This is a genomic window from Streptomyces sp. NPDC051738, assembly GCF_044453205.1.
Classification (GTDB): domain Bacteria; phylum Actinomycetota; class Actinomycetes; order Streptomycetales; family Streptomycetaceae; genus Streptomyces.
This window is the reverse complement of the sequence record NZ_JBITCM010000014.1, coordinates 61,982-87,605: the sequence shown is the minus strand read 5'-3', so window position 1 is coordinate 87,605 and position 25,624 is coordinate 61,982. Positions and strand designations below refer to the sequence as shown.

At 71.3% G+C, this 25,624-nt stretch carries 22 protein-coding genes; 10 read left to right on the top strand and 12 right to left on the bottom strand.

What is annotated here, in order from left to right; translation table 11 throughout:
• Nucleotides 1-4 precede the first annotated feature (4 nt).
• The 7 genes from ACIA8X_RS29905 to ACIA8X_RS29875 form a co-directional block, all read right to left on the bottom strand.
• Nucleotides 5-1,426, bottom strand: coding sequence for an aminobutyraldehyde dehydrogenase (locus tag ACIA8X_RS29905; protein WP_399459563.1), 1,422 nt, complete (start codon nt 1,424-1,426; stop codon nt 5-7).
• Complete coding sequence (locus ACIA8X_RS29900; RefSeq protein WP_399459562.1) at nt 1,419-2,738, bottom strand: flavin monoamine oxidase family protein; 1,320 nt, start codon at nt 2,736-2,738, stop codon at nt 1,419-1,421. The genes ACIA8X_RS29905 and ACIA8X_RS29900 overlap by 8 nt, the downstream gene beginning before the upstream one ends.
• A gap of 62 nt (nt 2,739-2,800) precedes the next feature.
• Nucleotides 2,801-3,871: an ABC transporter ATP-binding protein gene (locus tag ACIA8X_RS29895; RefSeq protein ID WP_399459561.1), complete on the bottom strand. Its 1,071-nt coding sequence runs from the start codon at nt 3,869-3,871 to the stop codon at nt 2,801-2,803.
• Nucleotides 3,872-3,875: 4 nt separating this feature from the next.
• The gene (locus ACIA8X_RS29890; protein WP_399459560.1) at nt 3,876-4,757 is read right to left on the bottom strand and encodes an ABC transporter permease; all 882 of its coding nucleotides are present in this window, start codon (nt 4,755-4,757) and stop codon (nt 3,876-3,878) included.
• The gene (locus ACIA8X_RS29885) at nt 4,754-5,647 is read right to left on the bottom strand and encodes an ABC transporter permease (protein ID WP_399459559.1); all 894 of its coding nucleotides are present in this window, start codon (nt 5,645-5,647) and stop codon (nt 4,754-4,756) included. The genes ACIA8X_RS29890 and ACIA8X_RS29885 overlap by 4 nt, the downstream gene beginning before the upstream one ends.
• Nucleotides 5,648-5,650: 3 nt before the next feature.
• Complete coding sequence (locus ACIA8X_RS29880) at nt 5,651-6,775, bottom strand: spermidine/putrescine ABC transporter substrate-binding protein (protein WP_399459558.1); 1,125 nt, start codon at nt 6,773-6,775, stop codon at nt 5,651-5,653.
• 203 nt (nt 6,776-6,978) lie between these two features.
• Nucleotides 6,979-8,157, bottom strand: coding sequence for an aromatic ring-hydroxylating dioxygenase subunit alpha (locus ACIA8X_RS29875; RefSeq protein ID WP_399459557.1), 1,179 nt, complete (start codon nt 8,155-8,157; stop codon nt 6,979-6,981).
• A 446-nt stretch (nt 8,158-8,603) separates the two neighbouring features.
• Between ACIA8X_RS29875 and ACIA8X_RS29870 the strand changes: the two genes are divergently transcribed.
• The 10 genes from ACIA8X_RS29870 (at nt 8,604) to ACIA8X_RS29825 (ending at nt 17,615) form a co-directional block, all read left to right on the top strand.
• The gene (locus ACIA8X_RS29870) at nt 8,604-9,029 is read left to right on the top strand and encodes a hypothetical protein (RefSeq protein WP_399459556.1); all 426 of its coding nucleotides are present in this window, start codon (nt 8,604-8,606) and stop codon (nt 9,027-9,029) included.
• Nucleotides 9,026-10,285, top strand: a complete 1,260-nt coding sequence (locus tag ACIA8X_RS29865) for an NADH-ubiquinone oxidoreductase-F iron-sulfur binding region domain-containing protein (protein ID WP_399459554.1) — start codon at nt 9,026-9,028, stop codon at nt 10,283-10,285. The genes ACIA8X_RS29870 and ACIA8X_RS29865 overlap by 4 nt, the downstream gene beginning before the upstream one ends.
• Before the next feature lie 66 nt (nt 10,286-10,351).
• Nucleotides 10,352-10,543, top strand: a complete 192-nt coding sequence (locus ACIA8X_RS29860) for a ferredoxin (protein ID WP_393446940.1) — start codon at nt 10,352-10,354, stop codon at nt 10,541-10,543.
• Nucleotide 10,544: 1 nt separating this feature from the next.
• A complete protein-coding gene (locus tag ACIA8X_RS29855) occupies nt 10,545-12,599 on the top strand; it encodes an acetate--CoA ligase family protein (RefSeq protein ID WP_399459553.1) in 2,055 nt (684 codons plus the stop codon).
• Nucleotides 12,600-12,655: 56 nt separating this feature from the next.
• Nucleotides 12,656-13,828 (top strand): acyl-CoA dehydrogenase family protein, encoded by a 1,173-nt coding sequence (locus tag ACIA8X_RS29850; protein WP_393446936.1) that lies wholly within the window; start codon nt 12,656-12,658, stop codon nt 13,826-13,828.
• 40 nt (nt 13,829-13,868) lie between these two features.
• Nucleotides 13,869-15,041, top strand: coding sequence for an acyl-CoA dehydrogenase family protein (locus tag ACIA8X_RS29845; RefSeq protein ID WP_393446934.1), 1,173 nt, complete (start codon nt 13,869-13,871; stop codon nt 15,039-15,041).
• A 56-nt stretch (nt 15,042-15,097) separates the two neighbouring features.
• Nucleotides 15,098-16,000, top strand: coding sequence for a 3-hydroxybutyryl-CoA dehydrogenase (locus ACIA8X_RS29840; protein ID WP_399459552.1), 903 nt, complete (start codon nt 15,098-15,100; stop codon nt 15,998-16,000).
• Nucleotides 16,001-16,047: 47 nt separating this feature from the next.
• On the top strand, nt 16,048-16,659 hold the full coding sequence (locus tag ACIA8X_RS29835; protein WP_393446930.1) for a TetR/AcrR family transcriptional regulator: 612 nt from the start codon (nt 16,048-16,050) through the stop codon (nt 16,657-16,659).
• Nucleotides 16,660-16,736: 77 nt separating this feature from the next.
• Nucleotides 16,737-17,078: an ArsR/SmtB family transcription factor gene (locus ACIA8X_RS29830; protein ID WP_399459551.1), complete on the top strand. Its 342-nt coding sequence runs from the start codon at nt 16,737-16,739 to the stop codon at nt 17,076-17,078.
• A 6-nt stretch (nt 17,079-17,084) separates the two neighbouring features.
• Nucleotides 17,085-17,615 (top strand): SRPBCC family protein, encoded by a 531-nt coding sequence (locus tag ACIA8X_RS29825; protein WP_393446926.1) that lies wholly within the window; start codon nt 17,085-17,087, stop codon nt 17,613-17,615.
• A 20-nt stretch (nt 17,616-17,635) separates the two neighbouring features.
• Here the strand turns inward: ACIA8X_RS29825 and ACIA8X_RS29820 are convergent, their stop codons facing one another.
• The 5 genes from ACIA8X_RS29820 to ACIA8X_RS29800 all read right to left on the bottom strand — a co-directional run bounded on the left by ACIA8X_RS29820 (nt 17,636) and on the right by ACIA8X_RS29800 (nt 25,573).
• On the bottom strand, nt 17,636-19,132 hold the full coding sequence (locus ACIA8X_RS29820; RefSeq protein WP_399459550.1) for an alpha/beta fold hydrolase: 1,497 nt from the start codon (nt 19,130-19,132) through the stop codon (nt 17,636-17,638).
• A 239-nt stretch (nt 19,133-19,371) separates the two neighbouring features.
• Nucleotides 19,372-22,188 (bottom strand): NHLP bacteriocin export ABC transporter permease/ATPase subunit, encoded by a 2,817-nt coding sequence (locus tag ACIA8X_RS29815; RefSeq protein WP_393446922.1) that lies wholly within the window; start codon nt 22,186-22,188, stop codon nt 19,372-19,374.
• A 1-nt stretch (nt 22,189) separates the two neighbouring features.
• On the bottom strand, nt 22,190-24,412 hold the full coding sequence (locus ACIA8X_RS29810) for an NHLP family bacteriocin export ABC transporter peptidase/permease/ATPase subunit (protein WP_399459549.1): 2,223 nt from the start codon (nt 24,410-24,412) through the stop codon (nt 22,190-22,192).
• Nucleotides 24,409-25,215 (bottom strand): HlyD family efflux transporter periplasmic adaptor subunit, encoded by an 807-nt coding sequence (locus ACIA8X_RS29805; protein ID WP_393446918.1) that lies wholly within the window; start codon nt 25,213-25,215, stop codon nt 24,409-24,411. Before ACIA8X_RS29805 ends, ACIA8X_RS29810 begins: the two co-directional genes overlap by 4 nt.
• A gap of 142 nt (nt 25,216-25,357) precedes the next feature.
• Entirely contained in the window at nt 25,358-25,573 is a 216-nt protein-coding gene (locus ACIA8X_RS29800) for a hypothetical protein (protein ID WP_030052098.1), read from the bottom strand.
• Nucleotides 25,574-25,624 lie beyond the last annotated feature (51 nt).

The window sequence follows — 25,624 nt, the reverse complement described above, 5'->3', positions numbered from 1 at the left end:
CCCGTCACAGCATGACGTGCTTGACCTGCGTGTAGTCGAGCAGGCCGGTGAGGGAGAGGTCGCTGCCGTACCCGGAGTGGCGAACGCCCCCGTGCGGCATCTCCGACACCGTCGTGCCGTGCGTGTTGACCCAGACGATGCCGGTCCGCAGCGCGCGGCTCGCCCGCATGGCGCGGTCGTGGTCGCGGGTCCAGACGCTCGCGGCGAGCGCTTGGGGGACGTCGTTGGCCATCCGGACGGCCTCGGACTCGTCGTCGAACGGCTGGACGGTGACGACCGGCCCGAACACCTCGCTCTGCACGATCTCGTCCCGCTGCCGCACCCCGGCGACTACCGTGGCCTGGTGGTAGTAGCCGGGTCGGTCCAGGGCGGTGCCGCCCGTGATGACCTCGGCGTGGTCCGGGAGCCGATCCAACAGGCCGCGTACGGCGGCGAGTTGGGCGGCGTTCGCGACCGGCCCGAAGTCGGCGCGCACGTCGTCCGGTGCGCCGGGCAGCCGCCGGTCGGCCCGGTCGGCGAAGCGGGCCAGGAAGCTGTCGTGGATCCGCCGGTCCACCAGGATCCGGGTCGCGGCCGTGCAGTCCTGCCCCGCGTTGTAGAAGGCGAGCGCCGACAACTGCTCGACCGCGTCGTCGAGATCGGCGTCCGCGTGCACCAATACCGGTGCGTTTCCGCCGAGTTCGAGGTGCAGCCGCTTGAGGTCCACGGCCGCCGCGGCGGCGATCTCCTGTCCGGCGCGGACACTTCCGGTGACGGCCACCAGCCGGACCTGCGGGTGGGCGACGAGGGCCCGCCCGGTGTCACGGTCGCCGCAGACGACGTTGAGCACACCGGGCGGCAGATGTTCGGCGGCCAGCCGCGCCAGGAGCGTGGCCGACGACGGCGTGGTGTCGGACGGCTTCAGGACGACGGTGTTCCCGGCGGCCAGCGCGGGGGCGACCTTCCACACGGCCATCATCAGCGGGTAGTTCCACGGGGTGATCTGGCCGCACACGCCGACCGGCTCGCGCCGCAGCACGGAGGTGCGGCCCGGCGTGTACTCGGCCGCCGCGGCACCCGGCAGGTTCCGGGCGGCTCCGGCGAAGTACCGCGACACGTCCACGATCGCGGGCAGTTCGTCCGCGAGGAACAGGGCGCGCGGCTTCCCCGTGTCGGTCACCTCGGCCGCCGCCAGCGCGTCGGCCTCCCGCTCCAGTACGTCGGCGATACGCAGCAGTGCGCTCTGCCGCTGCGCCGGAGTCGTCGTCGACCAGCCGTGAAAGGCCTCGTCGGCCGCCCGGCAGGCAGCGTCCACGTCCTGCGGACCGGAGAGCGGGGCCGTCCCATGGGGGAGTTCGGTGGCCGGGTCGATCAAGGGCAGGGTGGCGCCGGACGCGGCCGGTACGTCCCTTCCGCCGATGTGGTTGAGGCGGTCGGTGTCAGCCACGGCGCAGCGCCTCCTCGGCGGCGGCGCGTCCGGTGCGGACCGCGCCCTCCATGTATCCGGCGACCCACTGGTCGGAGCCGCACACGTAGAACGGCGGTTCATGGGTGCCGTGCAGCGGACCCACCGCCATCACCTCGCCCGGCGGCCACTGGGTGACGTAACCCTGGGTCCATGGGTCGGTGCCCCACAGCCGCAGGTGGCAGGCGGTCGGCCGGAGCGCCTCGTCGCCGAACAAGCCGGCCATCTCGGCGAGCAGCTCGGGGGTGCGCAGCCGGGGCGGGGTGCCCAGCAGGACGCCGTACCGCTCGGGCGGGATCAGCGCCGACAGGACGCCCTCGTTCTGCGGCCAGGTGCTGCCCAGCACGCCCTCCGCCTCGGACAGGCCGTTCAGACCGGCGTCCCGCCAGAAGGGACGGTCGTAGACGGCGGCGAACTTCGCTGCCGTCGCCTGGCGTTGCCGATGCAGGGAGGCGAGCCGTGCCTCGCTCACCCCGCTGACGGCGACGTCCCGCAGCGGACCGACGGGCAGGGCGCTCACCACCGCGCCGGCGGTGAGGACCTCGCCGGTGACCAGACGTACCGCGCACCGGCCGGGGCGTACGTCCAACGCCGCGACGGGCGCGCCGAGCCGGATGCGTGGGCCCAACTCGCGGCCGAGGACCTCGGCGAGCGTCGCGGATCCCGCCGCGAGCCGCAGCCCCTCCCAGTCGGCGTAGTCGTAGTCGCCCGTGCCGGAGCCGGGGACCGCGGCGCTCTTGCGCAGTGCGGCCAGCAGTGAGATCCGCTCGTAGGAGCCGCCGGCCAGGGCGAGTTGGCCGATGTCCCAGAGTCGTACGACGGCGGGCGTGGCCTGCCGGGAGCGCAGCCAGTCGGCCACGGAGAGGCGGTCCAGGGCGACCGCGTCCGGATGCGACCAGGGGTCGTCGGGGTCGACGGTGGCGGCGAGCGCGGTGAACTCGCCGCTGAGGCGCTCGTGCAGGGCCGCGTCACCGGGGCCGAACCAGTGCGGCGGATCGCCGGCCGAGACGCCCTCCGGGGTGGCACGGGTGATGCGGCCGGGCTCCTCGACATAGCTGGGCACCAGGTCGAGGTCGAGTTCCTTGGCGAGTCGGAGATAGGCGGTGTGCCCGTTTCCGACCACCTCGCCGCCCAGCTGGACGGTACGGCCGTCGGGTGTACGGGTCTGCTCGACCCGGCCGCCGACGCGGTCCCGGGCCTCCAGGACGAGCACGTCGGTGCCGGCGGCGGCCAGGTCCCGGGCGGCACAGAGCCCGGCGAGACCGGCACCGAGCACGATCACGTCGTGATGCATCAGCTTCGCTTTCGATCACAGAAGTTCGTGAATAGAACGTTCGTGTGCAGGATGAGGGGTTGTCAGGCCAGCACCAGGCAGTGCTCGGGACGCCACCCGAACTCCACCGTCTCGCCGCCGCTCCAGCGGTCCTCCATGCGGGCGCGGGCCGTGTTCTGCTCCAGCACCGACAGCGTGACGCCCGGCGCGAGTTCGATCAGATACGTCGTGGTGGGGCCGCTGTAGACGGTCTCGCGGAGCACGCCGCTCAGCATCGACATGCCCGGTTCGAAGTCGGACAGCCAGATCTTCTCGGGGCGCACGGACACGCTGACCGCGGTGCCGTCCGCGATGTCGGACCGAGGACCGACGGGCAGCGGCGGACCCTTCTCCAGCGCCACCTCACCGGAGCGGTAGGTGCCGGTCATCAGGTTGGAGGTGCCCATGAAGGAGGCGACGAACCGGGTGGCGGGGTGCTCGTAGATGTCCTCGGGGGTGCCGCACTGCTCGATACGGCCCGCGTTCATCACGGCGATCCGGTCGGACATGGTCAGCGCCTCGTCCTGGTCGTGGGTGACGAAGACGAAGGTGATGCCGACCTCGCGCTGGATCTGCTTCAGCTCCACCTGCATCTGCCGGCGCAGCTTCAGGTCGAGGGCCGCCAACGGCTCGTCCAGGAGCAGCACGGCCGGCCGGTTGACCAGCGCGCGGGCGAGGGCGACGCGCTGGCGCTGCCCGCCGGAGAGGGTGCGGGGCCTGCGATCGGCGAACCCGGCGAGCTGGACCAACTCCAGTATCTCGCCGACACGTTGCCGTATCTCGGCCTTGGCGACGCCTCTCCGCCTGAGGCCGAAGCCGACGTTGTCGGCGATGCTGAGATGGTCGAAGAGCGCGTAACTCTGGAAAACCGTGTTGACGTTGCGCTTGTTCGGCGGCAGGTACGTCACGTCCTCACCCGCCAGCAGCACCGCACCCTCGGTGGGATCGCTGAAGCCGCCGATCATGCGCAGTGTGGTCGTCTTGCCGCAGCCGGACGGGCCCAGCAGGGAGAAGAAGTTCCCGGAGTCGATGTCGAGGTCGAGGCGGTGCACGGCATAGGAGTCGGCGAACTGCTTGGAGACGCCGTCGAGCCGAACGGCGGGGGTCGCGTCCATGGAGTCACTCCCCGGAGAGGATGTCGAGGCCGCCGCGGCGGCCGAAGAGGCGCGGGATGAACAGGGCCAGGGCGATCAGGGCGATGGATCCCGCGAGCATGAGCGTGCCGACCGCGTTGATGGTGGGCTGCACCCCGAAGCGGATCGCCGAGTAGATGCGCACCGACAGGGGCTGCGGGTCGACGCCGGTGGTGAAGTAGGCGAGGACGAAGTCGTCGAAGACCAGCGCGAAGATCAGTACGGCACTCGCCAGCACGGCGGGAAGGAGCGCCGGCAGCGTCACCAGCCGGACCGCCTGCCACCGGGTCGCGCCGAGATCCATCGCGGCCTCCTCCACCTCCGGGTTCAGCGCGGCGACCCGGGAGCGGAGGATGACGGTGACGTACGAGATCGAGAAGGTGATCTCGGCGAGCATCACCGTGCCGGTGGACAGGGGCACGCCCAGTCCCTTGAACAGCAGCATCGACGCCACGCCCGTGACGATCTCCGGCGTGATCAGCGGCACCAGCATGACGAGTCCGGCCAGTGAGCCGAGCCGGGTGCGGCAGCGCACCAGACCGACCGCGAGCGCCACCCCGAGGAGGACCGAACCGGCCATCGCCACCAGCGAGATGCGCAGACTGGTGCCCAGGGAGGCGATCAGCACGTCGTCGTGGACGAAGGCCCGGTACCAGCGCAGGCTGAACCCGTCGAACACGGTCAGGGACTTCTGGGAGTTGAAGGAGAACAGCGCCACGACGGCGATGGGCAGGTAGAGGAGCGCGAAGAACACTCCGGTGACCGCGATGAGGACGCGGGGTTTGCGATGGGCGCGCCGGCGCCGGGCGCGTGTGCGGGCGGTCGGACGGGCCGGGGCGGTGGCCGAGGGCGTACGGACCAGGGTCATCGGAGTGCCTCCGCCTCGTCCTTGCGGGTGCGCCGCAGATAGCCGAGCATCCCGACCAGCAGCACCAGCATCAGCAGCATGGTGAGCGCGGAGCCGAGCGGCCAGTTCTGGCCCTGGAAGAACTTGTCCTGGATGAGGTTGCCGATCATGATCTGGTCCGGGCCACCCATGAGCTGGGCACTGACGAAGTCGCCCATGGCGGGCAGGAAGACCAGGACGAGCCCGGCCGCCGCGCCCTGCCGGGTGGCGGGCAGGGTGACGAAGAAGAAGGTGCGGACCGGGCCGCCGTACAGATCGCGGCCGGCCTCGATGAGGGAGACGTCGAGGCGTTCCAGGGCCGCGTACAACGGGATGATCATGAAGACGACGAAGCCGTAGACGAGCCCCGCGACCACACCGAACCCGCTGTTGAGGATCTTCGTGCCCGCGTCGGCCAGACCCACCGCACGCAGCGCGCTCAGCACGGGCCCGTCGTCGGAGAGGACCACCGACCAGCCGTACATCCGCACCAGGTAGTTGGCGAAGAACGGCACCACGATCGCGGCGATCAGCGCGTGCTTGTACCGCCCGCCGTACAGGGCGATCGTGTACGCCACCGGATAGGCGATCAGCAGACAGATCACGCAGGTCAGCAGCGCGTAGCCGAGGGAGCGGGCCAGGACTTCGGTGTAGGCGGGGTCGGCGAGCGCGCGCACCCCGGCCAGGTCGAAGCCGAAGCGGGGGTTGCCGAGTTCGTCGGTGGTGCCGACCGCGAGGACGGCGACGAGGACCAGTGAGGCGATCAGGAAGCCGGTCATCCACAGGGTGCCCGGCAGCATGAACCAGATCCACATCCGGTTTCCGGAGGTGTCCCGGCGGCGGCCTCGGGACGAGGGGCGCGGCAGTGCCATGTCTCAGCCCGCCTTCACATGGGTCCAGGCGGCGTCGCGGGCCTCTTCCGCCGCCCGGCCGCCGTTGCGGAAGAACAGGTCGGCCGCCAGGTCGTCCTGGGTGACCAGGCACTCGGGGAAGGGCTCGACGAGGTCGGCGTAGACCTTCTCGGTGCCCGCGACCGGCATCGGGTAGCCGATGTACTCGATGTTCTTCTTCACGTTCTCCGGCCGCAGCATGTAGTCGATGAACAGCATCGCGGTGCCGGGGTGGGGCGCGTTCCAGGGGATGGCGTAGCAGTCGGAGTTGATCGGCGTGCCCTCCTTGGGGGCCTCGAACCCGAACACGGACGGGTCCTCGGCCTGGTTGAGCATGGCGGCCATGTCACCGCTCCACGCCTGCTGGATCAGCGCGTTGCCGTTGAGGAGGTTGTTGTAACTGTCGCTGGAGAAGCCCCGCAGTCGGGGGCGCAGGGTACCCAGCAGCGAGGTGACGCGGTCGAGGTCGCCGGTGTCACCGGTGCTGACGTCGAGGCCCAGCGCGAGGGCGCCCATGCCGAGCACCTCGTCGCGGTCGTCCAGCAGGAAGACCTTCCCCTTGGCCCGGTCGTTCCACAAGTCCCGCCAGGAGTCGGTGAGTTCACCGATCCGGTCGCGCCGCCAGCCGATGCCCGTCTTGTACGCGGTGAAGGGGACGGTGTGCGCGGAGCCCGGGTCGTACCAGGGATCGGCGAAGTAGTCGTACGCGCCGAAGACGTCCTTCGAGTGCGCGAGCTGCGAGTGATCGATACGGCGCAGCCGTCCGCCTCGGACCAGCCGCTGGGCCCATTTGGCCGTCGGGAAGATGATGTCGTAGCGGTTGCCCGCGTTCAGCTTGGCGACCATGCCCTCCATCGAGTCGAAGTTCGACTGGACGACCCTGACGCCGTACTCCTTCTCGAAGCCCTTGAACACGGACGGGTCGACGAAGTCGGCCCAGTTGAAGTAGACGAGATCGCCGTCGACGCGCGCCTCGACCGGGGCGAGCTGCTTGGCGTCGGGCTTCTTCGCGGGCATGAACCCGCAGCCGTCGGCCGCTGCGCCCAGCAGGCCGCAGGCGCCCGCCCGCAGCAAGGCGCGTCGGGACGGCGGTGGTACCTCGGGGGACATGAAACGTCCTCTCCGTCGAGGAACGGCACAACTCCAGGGCGGGACCGGCTGGTCGGCTCACTTCAGGCCCTGATTCCGAAGGGAAGACCGGTCTGGGGAGGGTGCGTGCGCGGCTCAGAGGGCGCGCGGTAACACCACGGCAGGCGGGAGAAGTCGTACGGCGGCGGTGTGCGGGTGCGGCGAACGCCCCGAGGCGGCGGGCGTCACCGCGCGTCCTTCTCCAGATCCTCGCGGACCCGGCGCGCGAACCAGCCGACGGCGGCCTCGCGCTGCGACAGTGGCCCCGGCTCGAATCCGGGCGTCCGCATACCGGCCTGCACCCGCTCCACCAGCTCGGCGTCCTCGTCGTTGGTGACCCAGCCGATGTGGATGTTCAGCCGCCTGGCCAGCCGCGTGCGCAGGCCCTCGCCGACCTTGGTGTAGAAGGCGCCGGGGATCGCCGCCCGGTCCTGGGCGGTGGGCAGGGCGGTCCACGCGAGCACGTGGTCAGGGTAGAAGTCGATGAGCGTGTTGGGGTAGATCACGGCGTACCGCCAGACCCGCCGGTCGGCCTCGGCCAGCCCCGGCATCGGGGTCGCGAGCAGCTGATAGAGCCGCTCGGTCCAGTTCGAGGAGGGCTTGTCGCGCAGCGGCGACTCGAACAGGACGTAGTTCTCCTGGACGTCCACCGTGTACGCCGCGTAGTCGAGCAGTCGCATGAGCGCCGGGTGGGCCACGGGGACGTGGTAGCCCTCCAGGTAGTTGTCGACGATCACCTTCCAGTTGGCGTTCTGCTCCTCGCCGCCCGACACGTCGTGGATACGGTGCTTGCCGACGGGGACCAGACCGGGCCCGGCGTAGCGGCCGACGGCCTCGGCGAGCCCGGCGCAGCTCTCGGCGAGCGGTGTCGCCTCCATGTCGAGGTTGACGAAGACGAAGCCGAGGAAGGACTCCACGTTGACCGGGTGGAGACCGAGCTTCGGCTTGTCCAGGCAGGGGATCCGGCGGGCCTCGGGGGCGCCGACCAGCCGGCCGTCCAGCTTGTAGGTCCAGCCGTGGTACGGGCAGCGGATCGCCTTGCCCGACGGCTCCGGGTCGGTGACCAGGCGGGTGCCGCGGTGCCGGCAGACGTTGAGGTGAGCCGCGAGGCCGCCGTCCTCGGCGCGGACGACCAGGACCTCCCGTCCGGCGGCGGTGGCGGTCAGCCGGGCGCCGGGGCCGGGGAGGTCGGACTCGTGACAGACGAGCTGCCAGGACTTGGCGAAGATGCGGTCGGTCTCGGCCTCGGCGATGGCTGGATCGGTGTAGTAGCGGGCCGCCAGGGCTTCCCCGGGGTGCTCGGGGAGCGGCCCCGGCGGGGCGGGGGAGACGGTGCCGGGTGCCCGGGTCGTCGAGGGGTTCATGGGGTCCTCCTCCGCGCCGCTGCGGCGGCGATGGGCGGTGAGGCGGTTGGCCGGGCGGGGGCAGGTGTGGTGCTCCGGACCTGCCGCGATCCAGCTGACTGATTGGTTAGTCAGACTGGGGTGGTCGCGGCGGCAAGTCAAGACTTGTGAGCTGACTGATTAGTTAGTTAGTGTCGTGGCAGATGGACGGCCCGGGCCCGCCGACGGATGCCCAGGCACGTTCCGCAAGCCCGCGGGCCATCGGTCCGCGCCACGTCGGGCCCGTCCGGATCCGGACACCCCGCACAGCTCCCGGCCCCTCGCGTCACGGCGCCGGAGCATCCCCGTCCCACGTCATGGCCGCGCCACCCCCGTCTCCGGGTCACCCGGACACGGTGCGACTCCGGGCCACCCGGAAGCGGTGCGACCCCGGATCACCCGGTAGCGGTGCGACCTCGGAGGCACGCATGAGCGCTCGCCGCAGTCTCGTCTGGCTCGGCCTCACGCCGGAGCCCGAACAGGAGCTGCCCGCCGCCGTGGCCGCCCTGCGGTCCCCGGCGGCCGGCCGCCCGCCGTCGGCCCTCGTCACCGCCGAGCGCCACCGCGTCGAGCGGCTGGTGCTGCGCGGCACGCAGCGTGGCTGGCTGCGCTACCTGCGCGAAGTCACCGACCTGGTCGTCGACGCGGCGGGATCCCGCAGTACCGATCCGGGGGCGGCGCTGCTGGCCGGCCAGGTCGTCCTCGATCACCACCGCATGCTGATCGGCCTGCCCGGAGCGGGCTACGAGCGCACCGCCCCGCACCGGCGGGACCTGGAGCGGGCACTGGCCCGCCTGAGGTCGCGCCCCGGGCCCGCACTCTTCGGCCCCTCCGAGTCCAGGAGCACCGTATGACCGGCGTGTACTCCCTCCTCCCCGAAGGACGGCACGGCCTGCTCGGTCCGCCGCGCGGGGCCGCCGAGGGCATCGACGGTTACCTCGCCGAGGGCGGCTACGCGCCGCTGGTCGCCCCCGAGCGCCTGCTCGACCGGATCGCCGCCGTGGGGCTGCGCGGCCGAGGCGGGGCCGGGTTCCCCACCGCGGTCAAGCTCCGTGCCGTTCGTGACGCAGCGGGCCCGCGCGTCGTCGTCGCCAACGGCGAGGAGGGCGAGCCGGGTTCGGTGAAGGACCGCTGGCTGTTGCGGCATCGCCCGCACGTGGTCCTCGACGGACTGCGGCTGGCCGCGGCCATGACCGGCGCCGAGCGGGGGTTCGTGTACCTGTCCGACGCCCTCGCCGAGCGGGCCGTGCGGCGGGCGCTCGCCGAGAGCTCCCCCGAGCTGCGCATCGACGTCGTCCGGACCGAGCACACCTACGTCGCGGGGGAGGAGACCGCGGTCGTCCGGCGTATCGACGGTGGCCCGGCGCTGCCCACGGGGAAACCCCCGCGTCCGTTCGAGGCCGGTGTCGGCGGCGCGCCCACGCTGGTCGCCAATGTGGAGACGCTGGCCCGTGTCGCGGTGATGTACTCGCGTCCCGAGGCGGCGGACGCTGTCGCGGGGTCCCATCTGGTGACCGTCTCGGGTGCCGGTGGTGGTGCCGCTTCAGGTGCCGGTGGTGGTGCCGCGCTCATCGAGGTGCCCGCCGGTACGCATCTGAAGGTCCTGGCCGATCTGTGTGGGCACGGCAGGGCTGATGCGGTCCTGCTGGGTGGGCTCTTCGGAGGGCTGTACGGCGAGGGTTGGACGGATCTTCCGCTCGACCACGACAGCCTGAACGCCGCCGGTGGAGCCCTCGGCTGCGGAGCGCTGCACTTCCTGGGTCCCGAGGACTGCCCGGTCGCCGTGGCCGTCGAGGCCGCCGCCTACCTCGGGGCGCAGAGCGCCCGGCAGTGCGGGGTGTGTGTCTCCGGCACCGGGGCGCTGGCCAAGGCCCTCGTGGCCGTGGCACGCGGGGAGGCGGGCCACGACACGGTCGAGAAGCTGCACCGCTGGTCGCGGCAGCTGCCCGGCCGTGGGGCCTGCGGGCTGCTCGACGCCGCCGCACGGATCGCCGCCACCCTCCTCGCCCACTTCCCCGACCGGGTCGACGCCCATCGCGGCGCCGCCTGCCCCGCGTGCTCGGACGCGGCTTCCGAGGGCGGACGCCGGTTCGTGGTGTCCGTGCCCTGAGCCCCGAAACGACCTCCCACCGAGACGCCGAACCGCCGTACCGCCGTACCGAAAGGACTACGCCCCATGAAACTCCTGCTGGACTCCACCCGCTGCCAGGGCTACGGCCTCTGCCAGGAACCCGCGCCCGAGCAGATCGACCTCGACGAGTGGGGCTACGCACAGGTGCGCGTGACCGAGGTGCCGCCGGGCGGCGAGGACGCCGCCGCAGCCGCCGTCGACGCCTGCCCCAACTCCGCGCTGCGGCTGGTGAAGTGACATGGGACGTGATCTGTCGGCTCTCTTCGACCCCGTCTCCGTCGCCGTCGTCGGCGCCAGCGACGACCCGGCCAAGTACGGCCATGCCATCGCCGCCCAGGCGGTCCGCGCCAATGGCCGCCGCCCCGTCCACCTGGTCAACCGCCGTGGCGGCACGGTGCTCGGCCGTACCGCCGCGCCCAGCCTGAGCGCCATCGGTGAACCCGTCGACCTGGCCGTGGTGTCCGTGCCCGCCGCCGGCTTCGAGGACGCCGTCGACGAGGCCCTGCACTGTGGGGCGCGGGCGATCGTCGCGATCACCGCCGGGTTCGCCGAGACCGGCGACGCGGGGCGGGCCCGGCAGGACGCTGTCGCCGAGCGGGTGCGCGCGGCCGGTGCCGTGATGGTCGGGCCCAACTGCCTGGGGCTGGCCGACAACACCACCGACCTCTTCCTGGCGTCGGACACGTTCACCCCCGGCGGCGTCGCGCTGCTGAGCCAGAGCGGGAACCTCGCGCTCGAACTCCAGCTCCGCTTCCACCCGCACGGCCTCGGCTTCTCCCGCTTCGTCTCGCTCGGCAACCAGGCCGACGTCACCCTTGTCGACCTGCTCGCCGACTGCGCCCGGCACGAGGGCACCCGGGCCATCGCGGTCTACGCCGAGGACTTCGGCGACGGACGCGCCTTCGCCGAGGCCGCCGCCGACGCCGGGAAGCCCGTGGTGCTGCTCACCGCCGGGCGCGGGGACGCCTCCGCGCGCAGCGCGCAGTCGCACACCGGGGCGCTGACCACCTCCGCCGACGTCGTCGCCGCGGCCTGCCGGGACGCCGGGGTGGAGCTGGTCGCCACGCCGCGTGAACTCACCGTCGTCCTGGCCGCGTTGAACGGTGGGCGCCGGGCCGCCGACCACCGGGTCGCCGTGCTCACGGATGGCGGGGGCCACGGCGTCATCGCCGCCGACGCCGTCGAGGCCGCCGAGCTGACCGTCCCCGAACTCCGGGAGCCCACGCGACAGCGGCTGCGGGAGGCCCTGTGGGAACAGTCGGCCGTGGCCAACCCGGTGGACCTCGCCGGGATGGGCGAGCAGGACCCCGGCTCCTACGCGGAGACGGTCGCCGAGCTGCTGGCGGCCGAGGAGGTCGACGCCGTGCTGATGACCGGCTACTTCGGCGGCTACGCGGCCGCCGAGGGCGGGCTCGGCGGAGGCGGCAGGGCGCTCGCGGACGGGGAGCAGGCCGCCGCCCGCCTCATCGCCGCCCGGCACCGCGCCACCGCCAAACCCCTCGTGGTGCAGTCGATGTACCCCGACTCGCCCAGCTGCCGCACCCTCGCCGCCGCCGGCGTACCGGTCTTCGGAGCCACCGAGGACGCCGCCCGCGCGCTCGCCGCCACGGCACCGGGCGCAAAGAGCACGGGCGTGGCACCCCTTCCCGGCCCCGCGTCCCCGTTGCGTGAGAGCGGGTACCTGGAGACACGCAGAGCCCTCGAAGCGGCCGGACTCGCCTTCCCCGCCGCCCGGGAGATCCACGACGAGGCCGAACTGCTCGCCGCAGCCGAGGAGTTCACGGGCCCGTACGTCCTCAAGGCACTGCACCTCCTCCACAAGTCCGACGCCGGGGGAGTGGCACTGGGCCTGGCCGGACCCGACGAACTCCGCGCCGCCTTCCGCGAGATGCACGCCCGGCTCGGCGCCTCCGCCTACTCCGTCGAGGCCATGGCGGATCTGACCGACGGCATCGAGCTGATCGTCGGCGTCAACCGGGACCCCCGCTTCGGCCCGGTCGCCATGGTCGGCCTGGGCGGAGTGCTGGCCGAGGCACTGCACGACATCGCCTTCACCCTCGCCCCCGTACCCGCCGACCGCGCCCTGCACCTGCTGCGCGGACTGCGCACCGCCGCCCTGCTCGACGGCGTGCGCGGCCGCCCGCCCGTCGACGTCGCCGCCGCCGCGCGGGCCGTCGAGACGATCACGACGTTCGCCGCAGCCCACCCGGAGATCGCCGAGATCGAGGTCAACCCCCTTCTCGTACGGCCCGACGGGGCCCTGGCCCTCGACTCCCGCGCCGTACTCGCCTGACAGCCGTACTTGCCCGACCGAGCCGTACTCGCCCGACCGACCTGGAAGAGGTCCCCATGGACATGCGCTACACCCCCGAGCAGGCCGACCTGAAGCGTCGCGCCGCCGAGTACGCACGGCTGCTCATGCGGTACGAGGACCAGTCCGAGCAGGCCGGCGGCCCCCTGCCGCAGCAGCTCGTGACCGAACTGACCCGCGCCGCCATGGACGCGGGTGTCTACGCCATCAACATGCCCGCCGAGTGGGGCGGCGCCGGACTCAGCCTGCTCGACCAGGTCATCGTCGAGGAGGAGTTCGGCAAGGTCACCAACTGCCTCTGGGACATCCCGTGGCGGCCCGCCAACGTGCTGGCCTACGGCGACGAGCGGCAGCGCGAGAAGTACCTGCTGCCCGTGATCCGCGCGGAGAAGTTCGACGCGTTCGCGGTGACCGAGCCGGGCGCGGGATCCGACCCGTCCTCCGGCACCTCCACCGCCGACCGCACTGACGGCGGCTGGGTGCTCAACGGCGAGAAGTGGTTCGTCACCTGCGGCGACATCGCCGACTTCCTGCTGGTGCAGGCGGACGCCGGACCCGAGCGGCTGCCCACGCTTTTCTTCGTGGACCGGGCCGCGCCCGGCGTCGAGATGACCCGGGTCCCGCACTTCATGCACTCCGCCGTCAACGGGCACCCCGAATTCACCTTCACCGACGTCTTCGTCGCCGACGAGGACGTGCTCGGCGGCGTCGGCAACGGCTACGAGCTCACCAAGGAATGGTTCACCGACGAACGCCTGATGATCGCGGCCCGTACGGTCGGCGCGGCCGAGCGTGCCCTCCAACTCGCCCGCGACTGGGCCGTGGAGCGCGAGCAGTTCGGGGCGTCCATAGCCTCGTACCAGCTGATCCAGGGCATGCTCGCCGACTGCGCCGTGGACATCGCCGTCAACCGGGCCTACACCCACCAGGTCGCCTGGGAGGCCGACCAGCCGGGCACCGACCGCAAGACGCTGCACGCCAAGGCCTCCACCGCCAAGCTCGCCGCCAGCGAGGCCGCAGGGCGGGTCGCCGATCGCTGTCTGCAGATCTTCGGCGGCCGGGGCTACGACCGCACCTACCCCGTCGAGCGCATGTACCGCGAGCTGCGCGTCGACCGGATCTGGGAGGGCACCTCCGAGATCCAGCGGCTGATCATCGCCAACGAGCTCATCAAGCGCGGCACGCGTGCTCTCGCCCTGCCCACGCACTGACTCCCGACCCCTCATCGACCCTTCATCAGCGAGGACTTCCATGGACTTCCGTCTCACCCCGCGCCAGGTTCAGCTCAAGGCCGACGCACGCGCCCTCACCGACTTCATCGCCGGCTACGAGACCCAGTGCGAGGAGGACAACGGCCTGCCCGCCGACGCGCACGCCAAGGTCCGTGACGCCGTCCTCGACGCCGGACTCCAGGCCGTCAACATGCCGGCCGAGTGGGGCGGCGCCGGACTCACCATCGCCGAACAGGTCACCGTGCAGGAGGAGTTGGGGCGGCTCACCGGCGCCCTGTGGGACATGGTGTGGCGGCCGGCGAACGCGCTGCGCTTCTGCACCCCCGAGCAGCGCGAGCGCTTCCTCATTCCGGTGATCAACGGCGAGCGGCGCGACTGCTACGCCGTCACCGAGCCCGGCGCCGGCTCCGACCCGCAGAACCTCGCCACCACCGCCACCCGGAACGACCAGGGCTGGGTGCTCAACGGCGAGAAGTGGTTCGTGACCGTCGGCGACCACGCCGACTTCATGATCGTGCTCGCGGCGGCGGGACCGGAGCGCGCACCCACCCTCTTCCTCGTCGACAAGGACACCCCCGGCATCGAGATGACCCGGGTCCCGCGCTGGATGCACACCTTCGTGTACGAGCACCCCGAGTTCACCTTCACCGACGTGCAGGTGAGCGAGGACGCCGTGCTCGGCGGCATCGGCGAGGGATACGACATCACCCGCTCCTGGTTCACCGAGGAACGCCTGATGATCGCCGCCCGCACCATCGGCGCGGCCGAGCGCGCGCTGGAGCTGTCCCGTGACTGGGCCGTGGAGCGGGAGCAGTTCGGGGCGCCGATCTCCTCGTACCAGCTCATCCAGGGCATGCTCGCCGACAGTGCCGTGGACATCGCCGTCAACCGCGCCTACACCCACCAGGTCGCCTGGGAGATCGACCACGCCTCGGCCGAGGACCGCAAGACCCTGCACGCCAAGGCGGCCATCGCCAAGCTCTCGGCGAGCGAGGCCTCCGGCCGGGTGGTCGACCGGTGCCTCCAGATCCACGGCGGGCGGGGCTACGACCGCTCGTACGCCGTCGAACGGCTCTACCGCGAGCTGCGCGTGGACCGGATCTGGGAGGGCACCTCCGAGATCCAGCGGCTGATCATCGCGAACGAGCTGGTCAAGCGTGGCTCGGGGGTCCTGGACCTGCCCAGCGCCTGATCCCTACCGCGGCAGACCAGAGAGAGACCGCCGCTAGACCACAGAGAGGGAGACGGATGACCGACATCAAGCGCGTGGGAGTCGTCGGCTGCGGGCTGATGGGCGCCGGGATCGCCGAGGTCTGCGCACGGGCCGACGTACCGGTCACGGTCGTGGAGCGCGACGCGGAGGCGGCCCGGGCAGGCCGCCTACGCATCACCCGCTCGCTCGACCGGGCCACCGCCAACGGCAGACTGAGCGATGAACGGCGGGATGCCGCCGCGGCCCTGATCACCGTCGTCCATGAACTCGAAGGGCTGCACGACCACGACCTGGTCATCGAAGCGGTCGCCGAGGACGAGGCCCTCAAGGTCGACGTCTTCACCCGCCTCGACTCCGTGATCACCGGTGATCACACCATCCTCGCGACCAACACCTCCTCGATCCCGGTCATCAGGCTCGCCGCCGCGACATCGCGCCCGGACCGCGTCGTGGGCGTGCACTTCTTCAACCCCGTACCGGTGCTGCGGCTCGTCGAACTCGTGCCGTCGCTGCTCACCTCGCCCACCACCGCGGAACGGGCCGAGGACTTCGTGACCGGCACCCTCGGCAAGGAGGTCGTCCGGACCCGGGACAAGGCCGGGTTCGTCGTCAACGCGCTGCTCGTGCCCTATCTCCTGGCCGCCATCCGCATGGTGGAGTCGGGCAGCGCGACCGTCGAGGATGTCGACCGCGGCATGGTCCTGGGCTGCGCGCACCCGCTCGGCCCGCTCGCCCTGACGGACCTGATCGGCCTGGACACCACCCGGGCCATCGCCGAGTCCCTGTACGCCGAGTTCCGCGAGCCCCAGTACTCGCCGCCCCCGCTGCTGTCCCGGATGGTGGAGGCCGGGCTGCTGGGGCGGAAGTCCGGGCGGGGCTTCCACGCGTACGACGGGGAGCCGCATCGCGAGGTACCGGTACCGGCGAGGCAGCCGTGAGGGAAGATGGTCATGGCGTACGACCACCGAACGAGGGGAGCCGCAGGGTGTCCACGAAGGTGCGCACGGCAGACACGCGCGAGCGCATCCTGACCGCGGCGTGCGAGGTCATCGCCGACATCGGCTTCGAGAAGATCCGCATGCGCATGGTCGCCGAGCGGGCCGGAGTGTCCACGGCGCTGCTGCACTACCACTTCGACACACGCGAGAAGCTGTTCACCGAGGCGATGACCCACTCCTTCGCCAACACGGCCCTCGATGTCGAACGCGACGCCGAGACGGCACCGGCGGCGCTCGTCCTGGCCCGCATCCTGCGCAACCTGCTGCCGACCGACCCCGAACTCCACCAGGACTGGCGCCTGTGGCAGGAGTTGTGGGTGCGGGCGCTGCGCGACGAGACCACCCGCGTCTTCGCCGTGGACCTGTACGCCCAGCTGCACGGCTGGGTGGCCGACGCGATACGGCGCGGCATCGCCTCCGGCGAGTTCACGTCGACCGACGTGGACGACCTCAGCACCCTCGTGCTGTCCCTGAGTGACGGCTACGGCATCCGCCTGATGCTGCGCGACCCGACGGTCACCCTCGACACGGCGCTCACCGCCATCTGGCGCCATGTCTCCACCGCACTCGGCCTGCCGGCCGCGGTGCCGACTGAGTGAGCTGCGGTAGCTGCGGTTTCTCAGCGAGCGGTGAGTATTCCTTGACGGGCATATAACCGCCGAGGCATATTGGAGCCATGTCCGACGACGCCTCCCTCTGGAGCGCCCTCGCAGATCCCCACCGGCGGGCCATCGTCGCGCTGCTCCTGGAGCGGCCGCGGCCCGTCGGGGAGATCGTGGAGGCATGCGGGCTGAGCCAGCCGAGCACGTCGAAGCATCTGAAGGTGCTGCGGCAGGCGGGCCTGGTGCGGGTACGGCAGGACGCGCAGCGCCGTGTCTACGCCCTCGACCCCGCCCCGATCGCCTCGCTCGATGCCTGGCTCTCCCCGTACCGAAACCTCTGGAACAGCAGCCTGGACGCCCTGGGCCGCCGGCTCGACGAAACGTCGGACGACAAGGGACCCACCATGAAGGACTGATCCACCATGACCGCCGACCTCACCGGCACCTATCTGACGCTGGACGACGGCCGCCCGGCCGTCCGCTTCAGCCGTACCTACGACCATCCCGTCGAACGTGTCTGGCAGTTCGTGACCGACACCGACGAACTGGCCCACTGGTTCCCGTCCCGCGCCGAGATCGAGCTGCGCCCCGGCGGCACGATCAAGTTCGGCGGCGACCCGAACATGGCGGACTCCACGGGCCGGGTGATCGCCGTCGACGAGCCCCGGCACCTGTCCTTCGAGTGGGGCGGTGACGAGCTGCACTTCGACCTGGAGGCCCTGGACGACAAGCGCACCCGCTTCACGCTCACCAACGTGCTCGTCGCCCAGGACACGGCCGCCCGCAACAGCGCCGGCTGGGAGGTCTGCCTGGCCGCACTCGACGCGCACGCGCGCGGGCAGCACTTCGAGGGGCCGCACTCCGGGGCCGAGGCGCCCTGGAAGGAGATCTACGACGGCTATGTGGCCGCCGGTGTGCCTTCCGGCGCCCCGGTCCCGGGCCTGGACGCCTGACCGGGCTCGGCCGAGCGCGATCAGTCCGTCCCGGCGGGGACGCAACTGCTCCCCGCTCTCGGGAGCCTCAGCTCCGTGAGGTAGTCGTCCACGGCGTCACGCGTGCAGTCACTGCGCCCGTAGACGCTGTGTCCGGCGCCCTCGTAGGGCAGCAGGACGGTCGTTGCGCGGGTCTGCCGGTGGACGTTGGCCGCCCATGCGAAGTGGTTCGCCGGGTCGTGCCGCGAGTGGAGCATGAGGATCTTGGGTGCCTCGGTGATGCGTAGACGGTGCTGCGGGTTGTTCACCTCGTCGGGCCAGCCGATGCACCCGGCCACCGCGGCGTGTACACGCGGGGTGCCGCGCATGTGTGGTGCGGCCCTCAGCTCGGCCTGGGTCAGCTTGGCGTACTCCCGGTGGTCCTTCGGCCGGATACGCCAGTCCTGACAGAAGACCGCGTGGAACGGTTCCGCCTTCGTCTGCGGGTCCACCTGTCGGGGCTCCGCGGATCCACTGCGCTCGCTCGGTTTCTGCGCGTCGAGGCCCGCCACATAGGTGGCCAGCTCGTCCCAGTCCGGGCCGTAGAACGCCTTGAAGGCGAACAGGGTGATGTCGTTCGCGGTGAGAGCCCGATCCGGGCTCTCGGGGTCGGGTACCTCCCCTCGATCCGCGCGCGCCAGCAGGCCGTCCCAGACGGCGGTCACGTCCCGGCCGTGCAGCGCGCAGGAGCTGGTGCGGTCGCACCACCGCACGAACTGGTGGAACGAGTCCTCGGCGGCTGCCGCGGAGGAGACCAGGAACTCCCGGGTGCCGAGGCTGTGGTCGATGTTCGCGGTGAGGGCCATGGACCGGATCCGGTCGCCGTACTCCTCCGCGTACTGCTCGCCGATCAGCGTGCCGTAGGAGTGGCCGAAGTAGTTGAGCTTCTTCTCGCCCAGCGCCGCTCGCAGCGCGTCCATGTCCCGGACGACGCTCAAGGTGTCGGCGTGGTCGAAGAGCGGACCGGTGTGCCGTCGGCAGTCCTGGCGCAACGCGCGGTTGTACTCGGCGAGCTCATCGAACTGCGCCTGGTTGCGGGGGTAGGCCGAGGGCCGTTGGTCCAGGAGTTTCGTGGAGCACTTCACCGGATTGCTGCCGCCGACACCCCGCGGATCGAAGCCGACGATGTCGAACCTCTCCTGGATGTCCCCGCTGAAGTGGGACGGGGCACGCCGTACGGCGAAGTCCACCCCCGAGTCGCCCGGCCCACCCGGGTTGACCAGCAGCACGCCGACCCGGCGATCCGGATCGGTCGCCTTGCGTCGGGCCACCGCGAGATCGAACGTCCCGCCCGACGGGCGCGCCCAGTCGATGGGCAGGCGCAGAGTCCCGCATTCCGCTGTGGCGTCCTGGGAGCACGGTTTCCAGTCGATCGACTCCTGCGCCGACGAGCTTCCGCCGGGAGGACCGGCATCCGCTGCAAGCACGCCCGGCGTCGCCACTCCGGCGAGTAATCCCGCGGCGAGCACTGCGGTGAGTGCCCTGAAGAGCGGTTGCATGAAATCCCTTCCGAAGATCCTGCCGAACGATCACGGGGTTGCCCGCATGATCGAAGTTGGCATTGATCCAACGGGGGTCACAACCGCTCAGGACGGGAATCAGGGAAGGCACCGGGTCGCGGTCGGGGTCGCCGTCAGGGCGACGCCTCAGGGGTTGCCCCGCGAACCCCTGAGACGTCCCCGGACTTGGTGTGCCCCCGGCTTGATGCGCCCCCGGACTTGACGCGCCGCCGCCGCACTCACGCCATCTGCCGTCGAACCAGCTCGTGCAGCCTTCCGTTCGTGTCCGCGAGGAGCTGGGCGGGCGGGCCCTGCTGGGCGACCTTGCCGTCCTCCATCACGATCACGCGGTCGGCGTCCAGCACCGTCGACAGGCGGTGCGCGATGACGATGCGGGTGGCGTTGAGGGCCCTGGTCGACTCGATGACCGTGCGCTGCGTCTCGTTGTCCAGGGCGCTGGTCGCCTCGTCGAAGAACAGGATGCGCGGGCGGCGGATCAACGCCTGGGCGATCATCAGGCGTTGCCGCTGACCGCCGGAGATCGCGCCGCTGCCCGAGACGATGGTGTGCAGTCCCATCGGCATCCGCTTGATGTCCTCGGCGAGCCCCGCCATCTCGGCCGCCGCCATCGCCTCCTCCGGCGTGTACGGCTCCGTACCGCAGATGACGTCCAGGATGGACCCGGTGAACGGCTGGGCGTGCTGGAGCACGACCCCGCACTGGCGCCGTACGGCCGACTGGTCGAGCGCCGCCAGGTCCTGGCCGTCGTAGAGGACACTGCCGGAGACCGGCTTGTCGAAGCCGATCAGCAGCCTGAGCAGCGTCGACTTGCCGCAGCCGCTCGGGCCGACGATCGCCACGAACTCGCCCGGGCGGATGTCGAAGGACACGTCGTCGAGGATCAGGGGACCGTCGTCGGAGTAGCGGAAGGCCAGCCGGCGCGCCTCCATCGCCCCGGTCAGCGGGCCCGGCCGGGTGCTCGCCGTGCGCACCTCGGGCTGCGCGTCCAGCACCGGCTTGATCTCCTCGAACAGCGGCAGCGCGGCCACCACCGAGACGAACGACCCGGTCAGCTGGGTGACGGAGGTCAGCAGCATCGTCACCGAGGTGTTGAAGGTGAGGAAGGCCGCCGCCGACATCGACCCGCGCGCGGGGCCCGCGAGCAGCATGAACATCAGCAGCGTGCACACCGGCAGATAGACCGTGCCCAGTACCGCGGTGAGGTTCTTGATCCGCCCCACCTTCTGCTGCAGCTCACGGCTGTGCGCGAACCGGTCCGCCCACGCCGCGTACGCGTAGTTCTCCGCCGCCGCGACGCGCAGCTTCGGCAGCCCGCGCAGTGTCTGGAACGCCTGGTTGTTCAGCTTGTTGCTCAGCACCACCAGCCGCCGCTGCCACCGCACCTGCCACAGCCCGAGCCCCAGGAACACGGCCGCGATGACGACGAGCATGCCGATCGCCGCCAGCGCCATCGGCACGCTGTACCAGAACAGCAGCGCCAGGTTCATCGCGCCCACCGTCACCGACGACGCGACGACGGGGCCGACTCCGGCCATCAGACGGCGGATCGCGCTGATGCCCATGGCCTGGCTCGCCAGCTCGCCGGTCGAGCGCTCGGTGAAGAACTTCGTCGGCAGCCGAAGCAGCCGGTCCCACAGGGCCGGCTGGAGGGTCGCCTCGATACGGCCTTCCAGGCGCAGGATCGTCAGGTTCTGCAGCAGCATGAAGGCCGCGGCCACCACGCTGCTGATCATCACGGCCAGACAGAACTGCACGATCAGCCCGGTCTGCGCCTTCGGCACGAACTCGCCGAGCACCTTGCCCGTCGCGATCGGCACCAGCGCACCGATCGCGACCGTCACCAGGCCGCTGATCATGAGGTTCGTCAGATCACCGCTCGTGCCCCGCATGCTGAACCGCAGGAGCCGCAGCGGGCTGGGCGCGCGGTCGGGCAGCGGGCGGTAGAACATCACCGCACGCGGCTCGAACTCCTCCGCGTTGGCCTTCTCGATCGGCGTCTCACGGCCGGTCGCCGGATGGACGGCAACATAGCCGCCGCGCCGCCACAGCAGCGCAACGGGTGCGCCCGACAGTGCGCGATGGCCCACCAGCGGGCCCACGTTGTCCCGCCACCAACGCCCGTCCAGCCGTACGGCCCGGGTGCGTACGCGCGACGCGATGGCCACCCGCTCGACCGGGTCGAGGCGGTCGCTCTCGGTGCCGCTCTGCGCGGGCTCGGCCAGCGTGATCCCCGCCGCCTCGGCGACCAGCTTGCAGGCCGCGTAGCTGGCGTCCGCGTCGGCGGCCGTCGCCCGCTTGTCGCTGCGCTTGCCGATGGACGCCAGCAGGGTCTGATCGGCCTGGGCACGCACCGCCTCGCCGGCCTTGATGCCCGCCGCCGTGCGCGACTCGTGGGTGCGCTCCAGCTGCTCGATCCAGCGGTCCAGGGTGGTGAGCAGGCGGTACTGCTGGTCGACCATGGACTGCCAGACCGCCGGGTCCATCAGCAGGTCGGCGGCTGCCTCCGCGCCGTAGAGCGAGCCGTACTGCACACTGCCCGGCGGCACCTGCATCCAGAAGACGTCGTCGTCGGTGACCTCGGCGGCCCGCTCGGTGGCCATCGGCGCCTGGAAGAGGATGGTCAGGCTGCGGCCGACGCCCAGGGCGAGGGCGTACTCCAGCGGGCTCGTCTGCGGCGGGACGTACTGCGGGTTGCCGTACTCGTCGTAGGACCAGGTCTGCGTGTTCGCGGGCTGGTACAGCTCGCGCAGCCCGATGCGGTGGACGACGCAGTCCCTGAGCGGGCGTGCCACCAGGGTGTGCTGCGGCCCGGCGACCGGGCCGAGCAGCAGCGAGCCCGCCTCCAGCCGGCCGAGGTGATGCCAGTGGCCCTGCTGCTCGGCGCCGACCGCGAACAGGTCCACCGCGCCGGACGCCACCAGCCACAGCACCTGCGGGCCTTCGAGGTCGAGGCGGTTGAAACCGGCGCAGTCGATGCGTGTACCCATCTGACCGAGCGCGTTGAGAACGAGGTCGCCCTCGTGGACGGAGGTCATGTCACCGCTCCTTGACCAGTGCCGCGTACGCACCGCCGCGCGCCACCAGCTCCTCGTGCCGCCCGCGCTCGACGATGGTGCCGTGCTGCAGTACGACGATCTCGTCGCTGTCGCGCACGGTGCTCAGCCGGTGCGCGATCACCACACAGGCACAGCCGCGCTTGCGCAGGTTGTCCATCACGACCTGCTCGGTCTCCGCGTCCAGCGCGCTCGTCACCTCGTCGAGGACCAGGATGCTGGGGCGGCGGACCAGCGCCCGGGCGATCTCCAGGCGCTGGCGCTGCCCGCCGGAGAAGTTGCGGCCGTCCTGCTCGACCCTGCTGTTGATGCCGCCCGGTCGGCGCATGACCACGTCGTACAGCGCGGCGTCGCGCAGCGCGTCCACCACCGCGTCGTCCGGGATCGACGGGTCCCACAGCGCCACGTTGTCGCGGACCGTGCCCTCGAAGAGGAACACCTCCTGGTCGACGAAGGAGACGGACGAGGCGAGCGCGCCGCGCGGGATGTCCTCGATGCGCTGGTCGTCGATGCGGATGACGCCCTCCCAGGGGGCGTACAGGCCCGAGATCAGGCGGGAGACCGTCGACTTGCCGCTGCCCGAGCCGCCGACCAGGGCGACCTGCTGGCCCGGGCCGACCGTCAGGTCGAAGCCAGTGAGCAGGGGCTTGTCGAGCGGGCTGTAGCCGAAGGTGATGTTCTGCAGCTCGACGTGGCCGTGCAGCCGCCGCGTCGACTCCCCGGTGCCGGGGCGGCCGTAGAGCGGGTCCGCCTCGAAGTTCTCGACGTCCTTCAGGCGGGCCACGTCGGCGGCGAAGTCCTGGATGCGGCCCGCGACGCCGTTCAGGCGGGTGATCGGCGCGGTGAAGCGGGTGACCAGGGCCTGGAAGGCGACCAGAAGGCCGACGGATATGCCGCCCTCGACCGCCCGCATGCCGCCGATCCAGAGGATGAGCGCGCTGTTGAGCGTGGCGAGCGTGGGGGCGACCACGCCCAGATAGGCGCTCGGCACGCCGAGGCGCTGCTGCTCCTCCAGCGTGGTGGCGTGCTGGCCGGCCCACTTGCGGAAGTAGCCGTCCTCGCCGCCGGTCGCCTTCATCGTCTCGATCAGCTGAAGGCCGGTGTAGGCGGTGTTGGTGAGCCGCGCGTTGTCCGCGCGCAGCTTCGCCGTACGGGTCGCGCGCAGGCGGATGACGACGCGCATGGCGACGACGTTCAGCAGGGCGACGCCGATGCCGACGAAGGTGAGCTGAGGGTCGTAGGTGTAGAGGAGGAGCGCGTAGAGGACGACGACCACCGCGTCCACGCCCGCCGCCGCGAGGTCGCGGGCCAGGGTCTCCGCCACCGCGTCGTTCGACTGGAGGCGCTGCACCAGGTCGGCCGGGCTGCGCTGGGAGAAGAACGTCACCGGCAGCCGCAGCAGATGGCGCAGGAAGCGGGCGCTGGAGAGCGTGGAGGAGATGATGCGGCCGCGCAACAGGTTCGCCTGTTGCAGCCAGGTCAGGACGACCGTGAGCAGGACGCAGGTGCCCATCGACGCGAACAGCACGCCGAGCAGGGACGTCTGGCCCCCGATGAGGAACATGTCGATGTAGGTGCGGCTCAGCGCGGGCACCGCAGCGCCCACCAGCACCAGGAGCAGGCTCGCCAGGACCGCGGCCGGCATGGTGCCCGCGGTCCCGCGCAGCCGGGCCGGCATCGCGCCCATTACGCCCGGTTTGCGGCCGCCCTTGCTGAAGCCCTCGCCGGGTTCCATGACCAGGACGACGCCGGTGAAGCTGCCGTCGAAGTCCTCCATGGGCACGAAGCGGCGGCCCTTGGCGGGGTCGTTGATGTACACGCCCCGGCGGCCGAAGCGGCGGCCCATGCCGTCGTAGACGACGTAGTGGTTGAACTCCCAGAACAGGACCGCCGGCGTCTTCACCTCGGCGAGGGCGGCCGTGTCCATCTGCATGCCCTTGGCGGTCAGGCCGTAGCTGCGGGCCGCTTTGAGCAGGTTGCTGGCGCGCGAGCCGTCGCGGGAGACACCGCACGCGATGCGCAGCTCCTCCAGCGGGACATGGCGGCCGTAATGACCGAGCACCATCGCGAGCGAGGCGGCGCCGCACTCCACGGCCTCCATCTGGAGGACCGTGGGGGTACGGACCGTCTTCGCCTTCCCCTTGGGGACCGGGCGCTTCGGCGGGGCGGCGCGGCGCCTGCTCCGCGTCTCCTGCGCGGCGCTCACGGCAGCAGCCAGTCGACGGGACGCTGGTCGGTCAGCCGGATCGAGCCCGAGGCCAGGGTCATGGACGTGAGGCCGAACGGCGGCCCGTCCGCGGACGACCACTTGTAGCCGCTCTTGGTGCTCGACTCCTTGTCCAGCTTGACCAGTACGGCCACCGGCCTGCCGTCCTTGGTGAACTGCTCGCCCAGCTGGTTGTCGCCGAGGAACGCGGCGATCTGCTGCGCCGACTGCGCGGAGCGGTCCACCGACTTCACGTGGCCGCGCAGGACGCCGTACTCCTGGGTGGGCACGGAGGAGATGGTGAGGTCCACGGCCGCCTTGTCGGGGATGGAGGCCGCGTTCTCGGCGGGGACGTACACCGTGGCGTACAGCGCGTCCTTGGCGTGGGCGACCTTCTCGACGGCGGCGACGTTCGCGCCGGTGGAGATGATCTGCCCGATGGTCGCGGCGAGCGCGGTGACCCGGCCGGCGGCGACCGTGCGGACGGTCGTCTCGCCCTGGGCGGTGCGGACCTTCAGGACGGGGGAGTTGGCCGGGAGCCGTTCGCCCTGCTCGGCGAGGACGGCCGTGACCTGCCCGGCGACCGGGCTCTGCAGGAGGTAGCTGCCCTGGCCGTGGGTGAGGATGGCGGGCGCGCTGACCGTGGAGGTGACCGAGCCGGTCATGGCCCACACGGACGCGGCGGCCATGACGACCACCGTCACGCAGAGCACCAGCCAGCCCTGGGGGCGGGCGAAGCGCACCGGAAGGTCGAGCTCCTCCGGTGACTGGAGCTTGGCGAGGGCCTGTTGGCGGAACTGCACGGGACTTTCCCTCACCTGAGGATGAGCGGAGACCGGCTCGCGTAAAGCCAGGTATTGGTGCGAGTGGTGCCGGATGTTTTACGGCACCCGAGAATCCCGGAGCCGGGAAACGGCTCCGGGACTCAGCGGTACAAAGGCGCGATCAGAGACCGGCGACCAGACCCGAGACCGGGGCGGTGTTCAGGCCGGTGACACCCTCCACGGTGCCGACGACCGTGTCGACCAGGCCGGAAACCGGGGCGATGCCGTTGACAGCGTCGAGGGCACCGTTCACGGCGTTGACCTGCAGGCCACCGGAGACGTTGTCGAGCTCGGCGTCGGAGATCTCGACGGTCGCAACCTGGGGGGTGGAGTTCATGATGGAACTTCCCTTCCTAATGGGTATTTCACAAGGGGGAGCGGCCCCCTC

What these genes read in the sequence shown, in the direction of transcription:
- ACIA8X_RS29900 (WP_399459562.1), bottom strand. Translation starts at nt 2,738, where the DNA reads ATGCATCACGACGTGATCGTGCTCGGTGCCGGTCTCGCCGGGCTCTGT.
- ACIA8X_RS29895 (WP_399459561.1), bottom strand. Translation starts at nt 3,871, where the DNA reads ATGGACGCGACCCCCGCCGTTCGGCTCGACGGCGTCTCCAAGCAGTTC.
- ACIA8X_RS29890 (WP_399459560.1), bottom strand. Translation starts at nt 4,757, where the DNA reads ATGACCCTGGTCCGTACGCCCTCGGCCACCGCCCCGGCCCGTCCGACC.
- ACIA8X_RS29885 (WP_399459559.1), bottom strand. Translation starts at nt 5,647, where the DNA reads ATGGCACTGCCGCGCCCCTCGTCCCGAGGCCGCCGCCGGGACACCTCC.
- ACIA8X_RS29880 (WP_399459558.1), bottom strand. Translation starts at nt 6,775, where the DNA reads ATGTCCCCCGAGGTACCACCGCCGTCCCGACGCGCCTTGCTGCGGGCG.
- ACIA8X_RS29875 (WP_399459557.1), bottom strand. Translation starts at nt 8,157, where the DNA reads ATGAACCCCTCGACGACCCGGGCACCCGGCACCGTCTCCCCCGCCCCG.
- ACIA8X_RS29870 (WP_399459556.1), top strand. Translation starts at nt 8,604, where the DNA reads ATGAGCGCTCGCCGCAGTCTCGTCTGGCTCGGCCTCACGCCGGAGCCC.
- ACIA8X_RS29865 (WP_399459554.1), top strand. Translation starts at nt 9,026, where the DNA reads ATGACCGGCGTGTACTCCCTCCTCCCCGAAGGACGGCACGGCCTGCTC.
- ACIA8X_RS29860 (WP_393446940.1), top strand. Translation starts at nt 10,352, where the DNA reads ATGAAACTCCTGCTGGACTCCACCCGCTGCCAGGGCTACGGCCTCTGC.
- ACIA8X_RS29855 (WP_399459553.1), top strand. Translation starts at nt 10,545, where the DNA reads ATGGGACGTGATCTGTCGGCTCTCTTCGACCCCGTCTCCGTCGCCGTC.
- ACIA8X_RS29850 (WP_393446936.1), top strand. Translation starts at nt 12,656, where the DNA reads ATGGACATGCGCTACACCCCCGAGCAGGCCGACCTGAAGCGTCGCGCC.
- ACIA8X_RS29845 (WP_393446934.1), top strand. Translation starts at nt 13,869, where the DNA reads ATGGACTTCCGTCTCACCCCGCGCCAGGTTCAGCTCAAGGCCGACGCA.
- ACIA8X_RS29840 (WP_399459552.1), top strand. Translation starts at nt 15,098, where the DNA reads ATGACCGACATCAAGCGCGTGGGAGTCGTCGGCTGCGGGCTGATGGGC.
- ACIA8X_RS29830 (WP_399459551.1), top strand. Translation starts at nt 16,737, where the DNA reads ATGTCCGACGACGCCTCCCTCTGGAGCGCCCTCGCAGATCCCCACCGG.
- ACIA8X_RS29825 (WP_393446926.1), top strand. Translation starts at nt 17,085, where the DNA reads ATGACCGCCGACCTCACCGGCACCTATCTGACGCTGGACGACGGCCGC.
- ACIA8X_RS29820 (WP_399459550.1), bottom strand. Translation starts at nt 19,132, where the DNA reads ATGCAACCGCTCTTCAGGGCACTCACCGCAGTGCTCGCCGCGGGATTA.
- ACIA8X_RS29815 (WP_393446922.1), bottom strand. Translation starts at nt 22,188, where the DNA reads ATGACCTCCGTCCACGAGGGCGACCTCGTTCTCAACGCGCTCGGTCAG.
- ACIA8X_RS29800 (WP_030052098.1), bottom strand. Translation starts at nt 25,573, where the DNA reads ATGAACTCCACCCCCCAGGTTGCGACCGTCGAGATCTCCGACGCCGAG.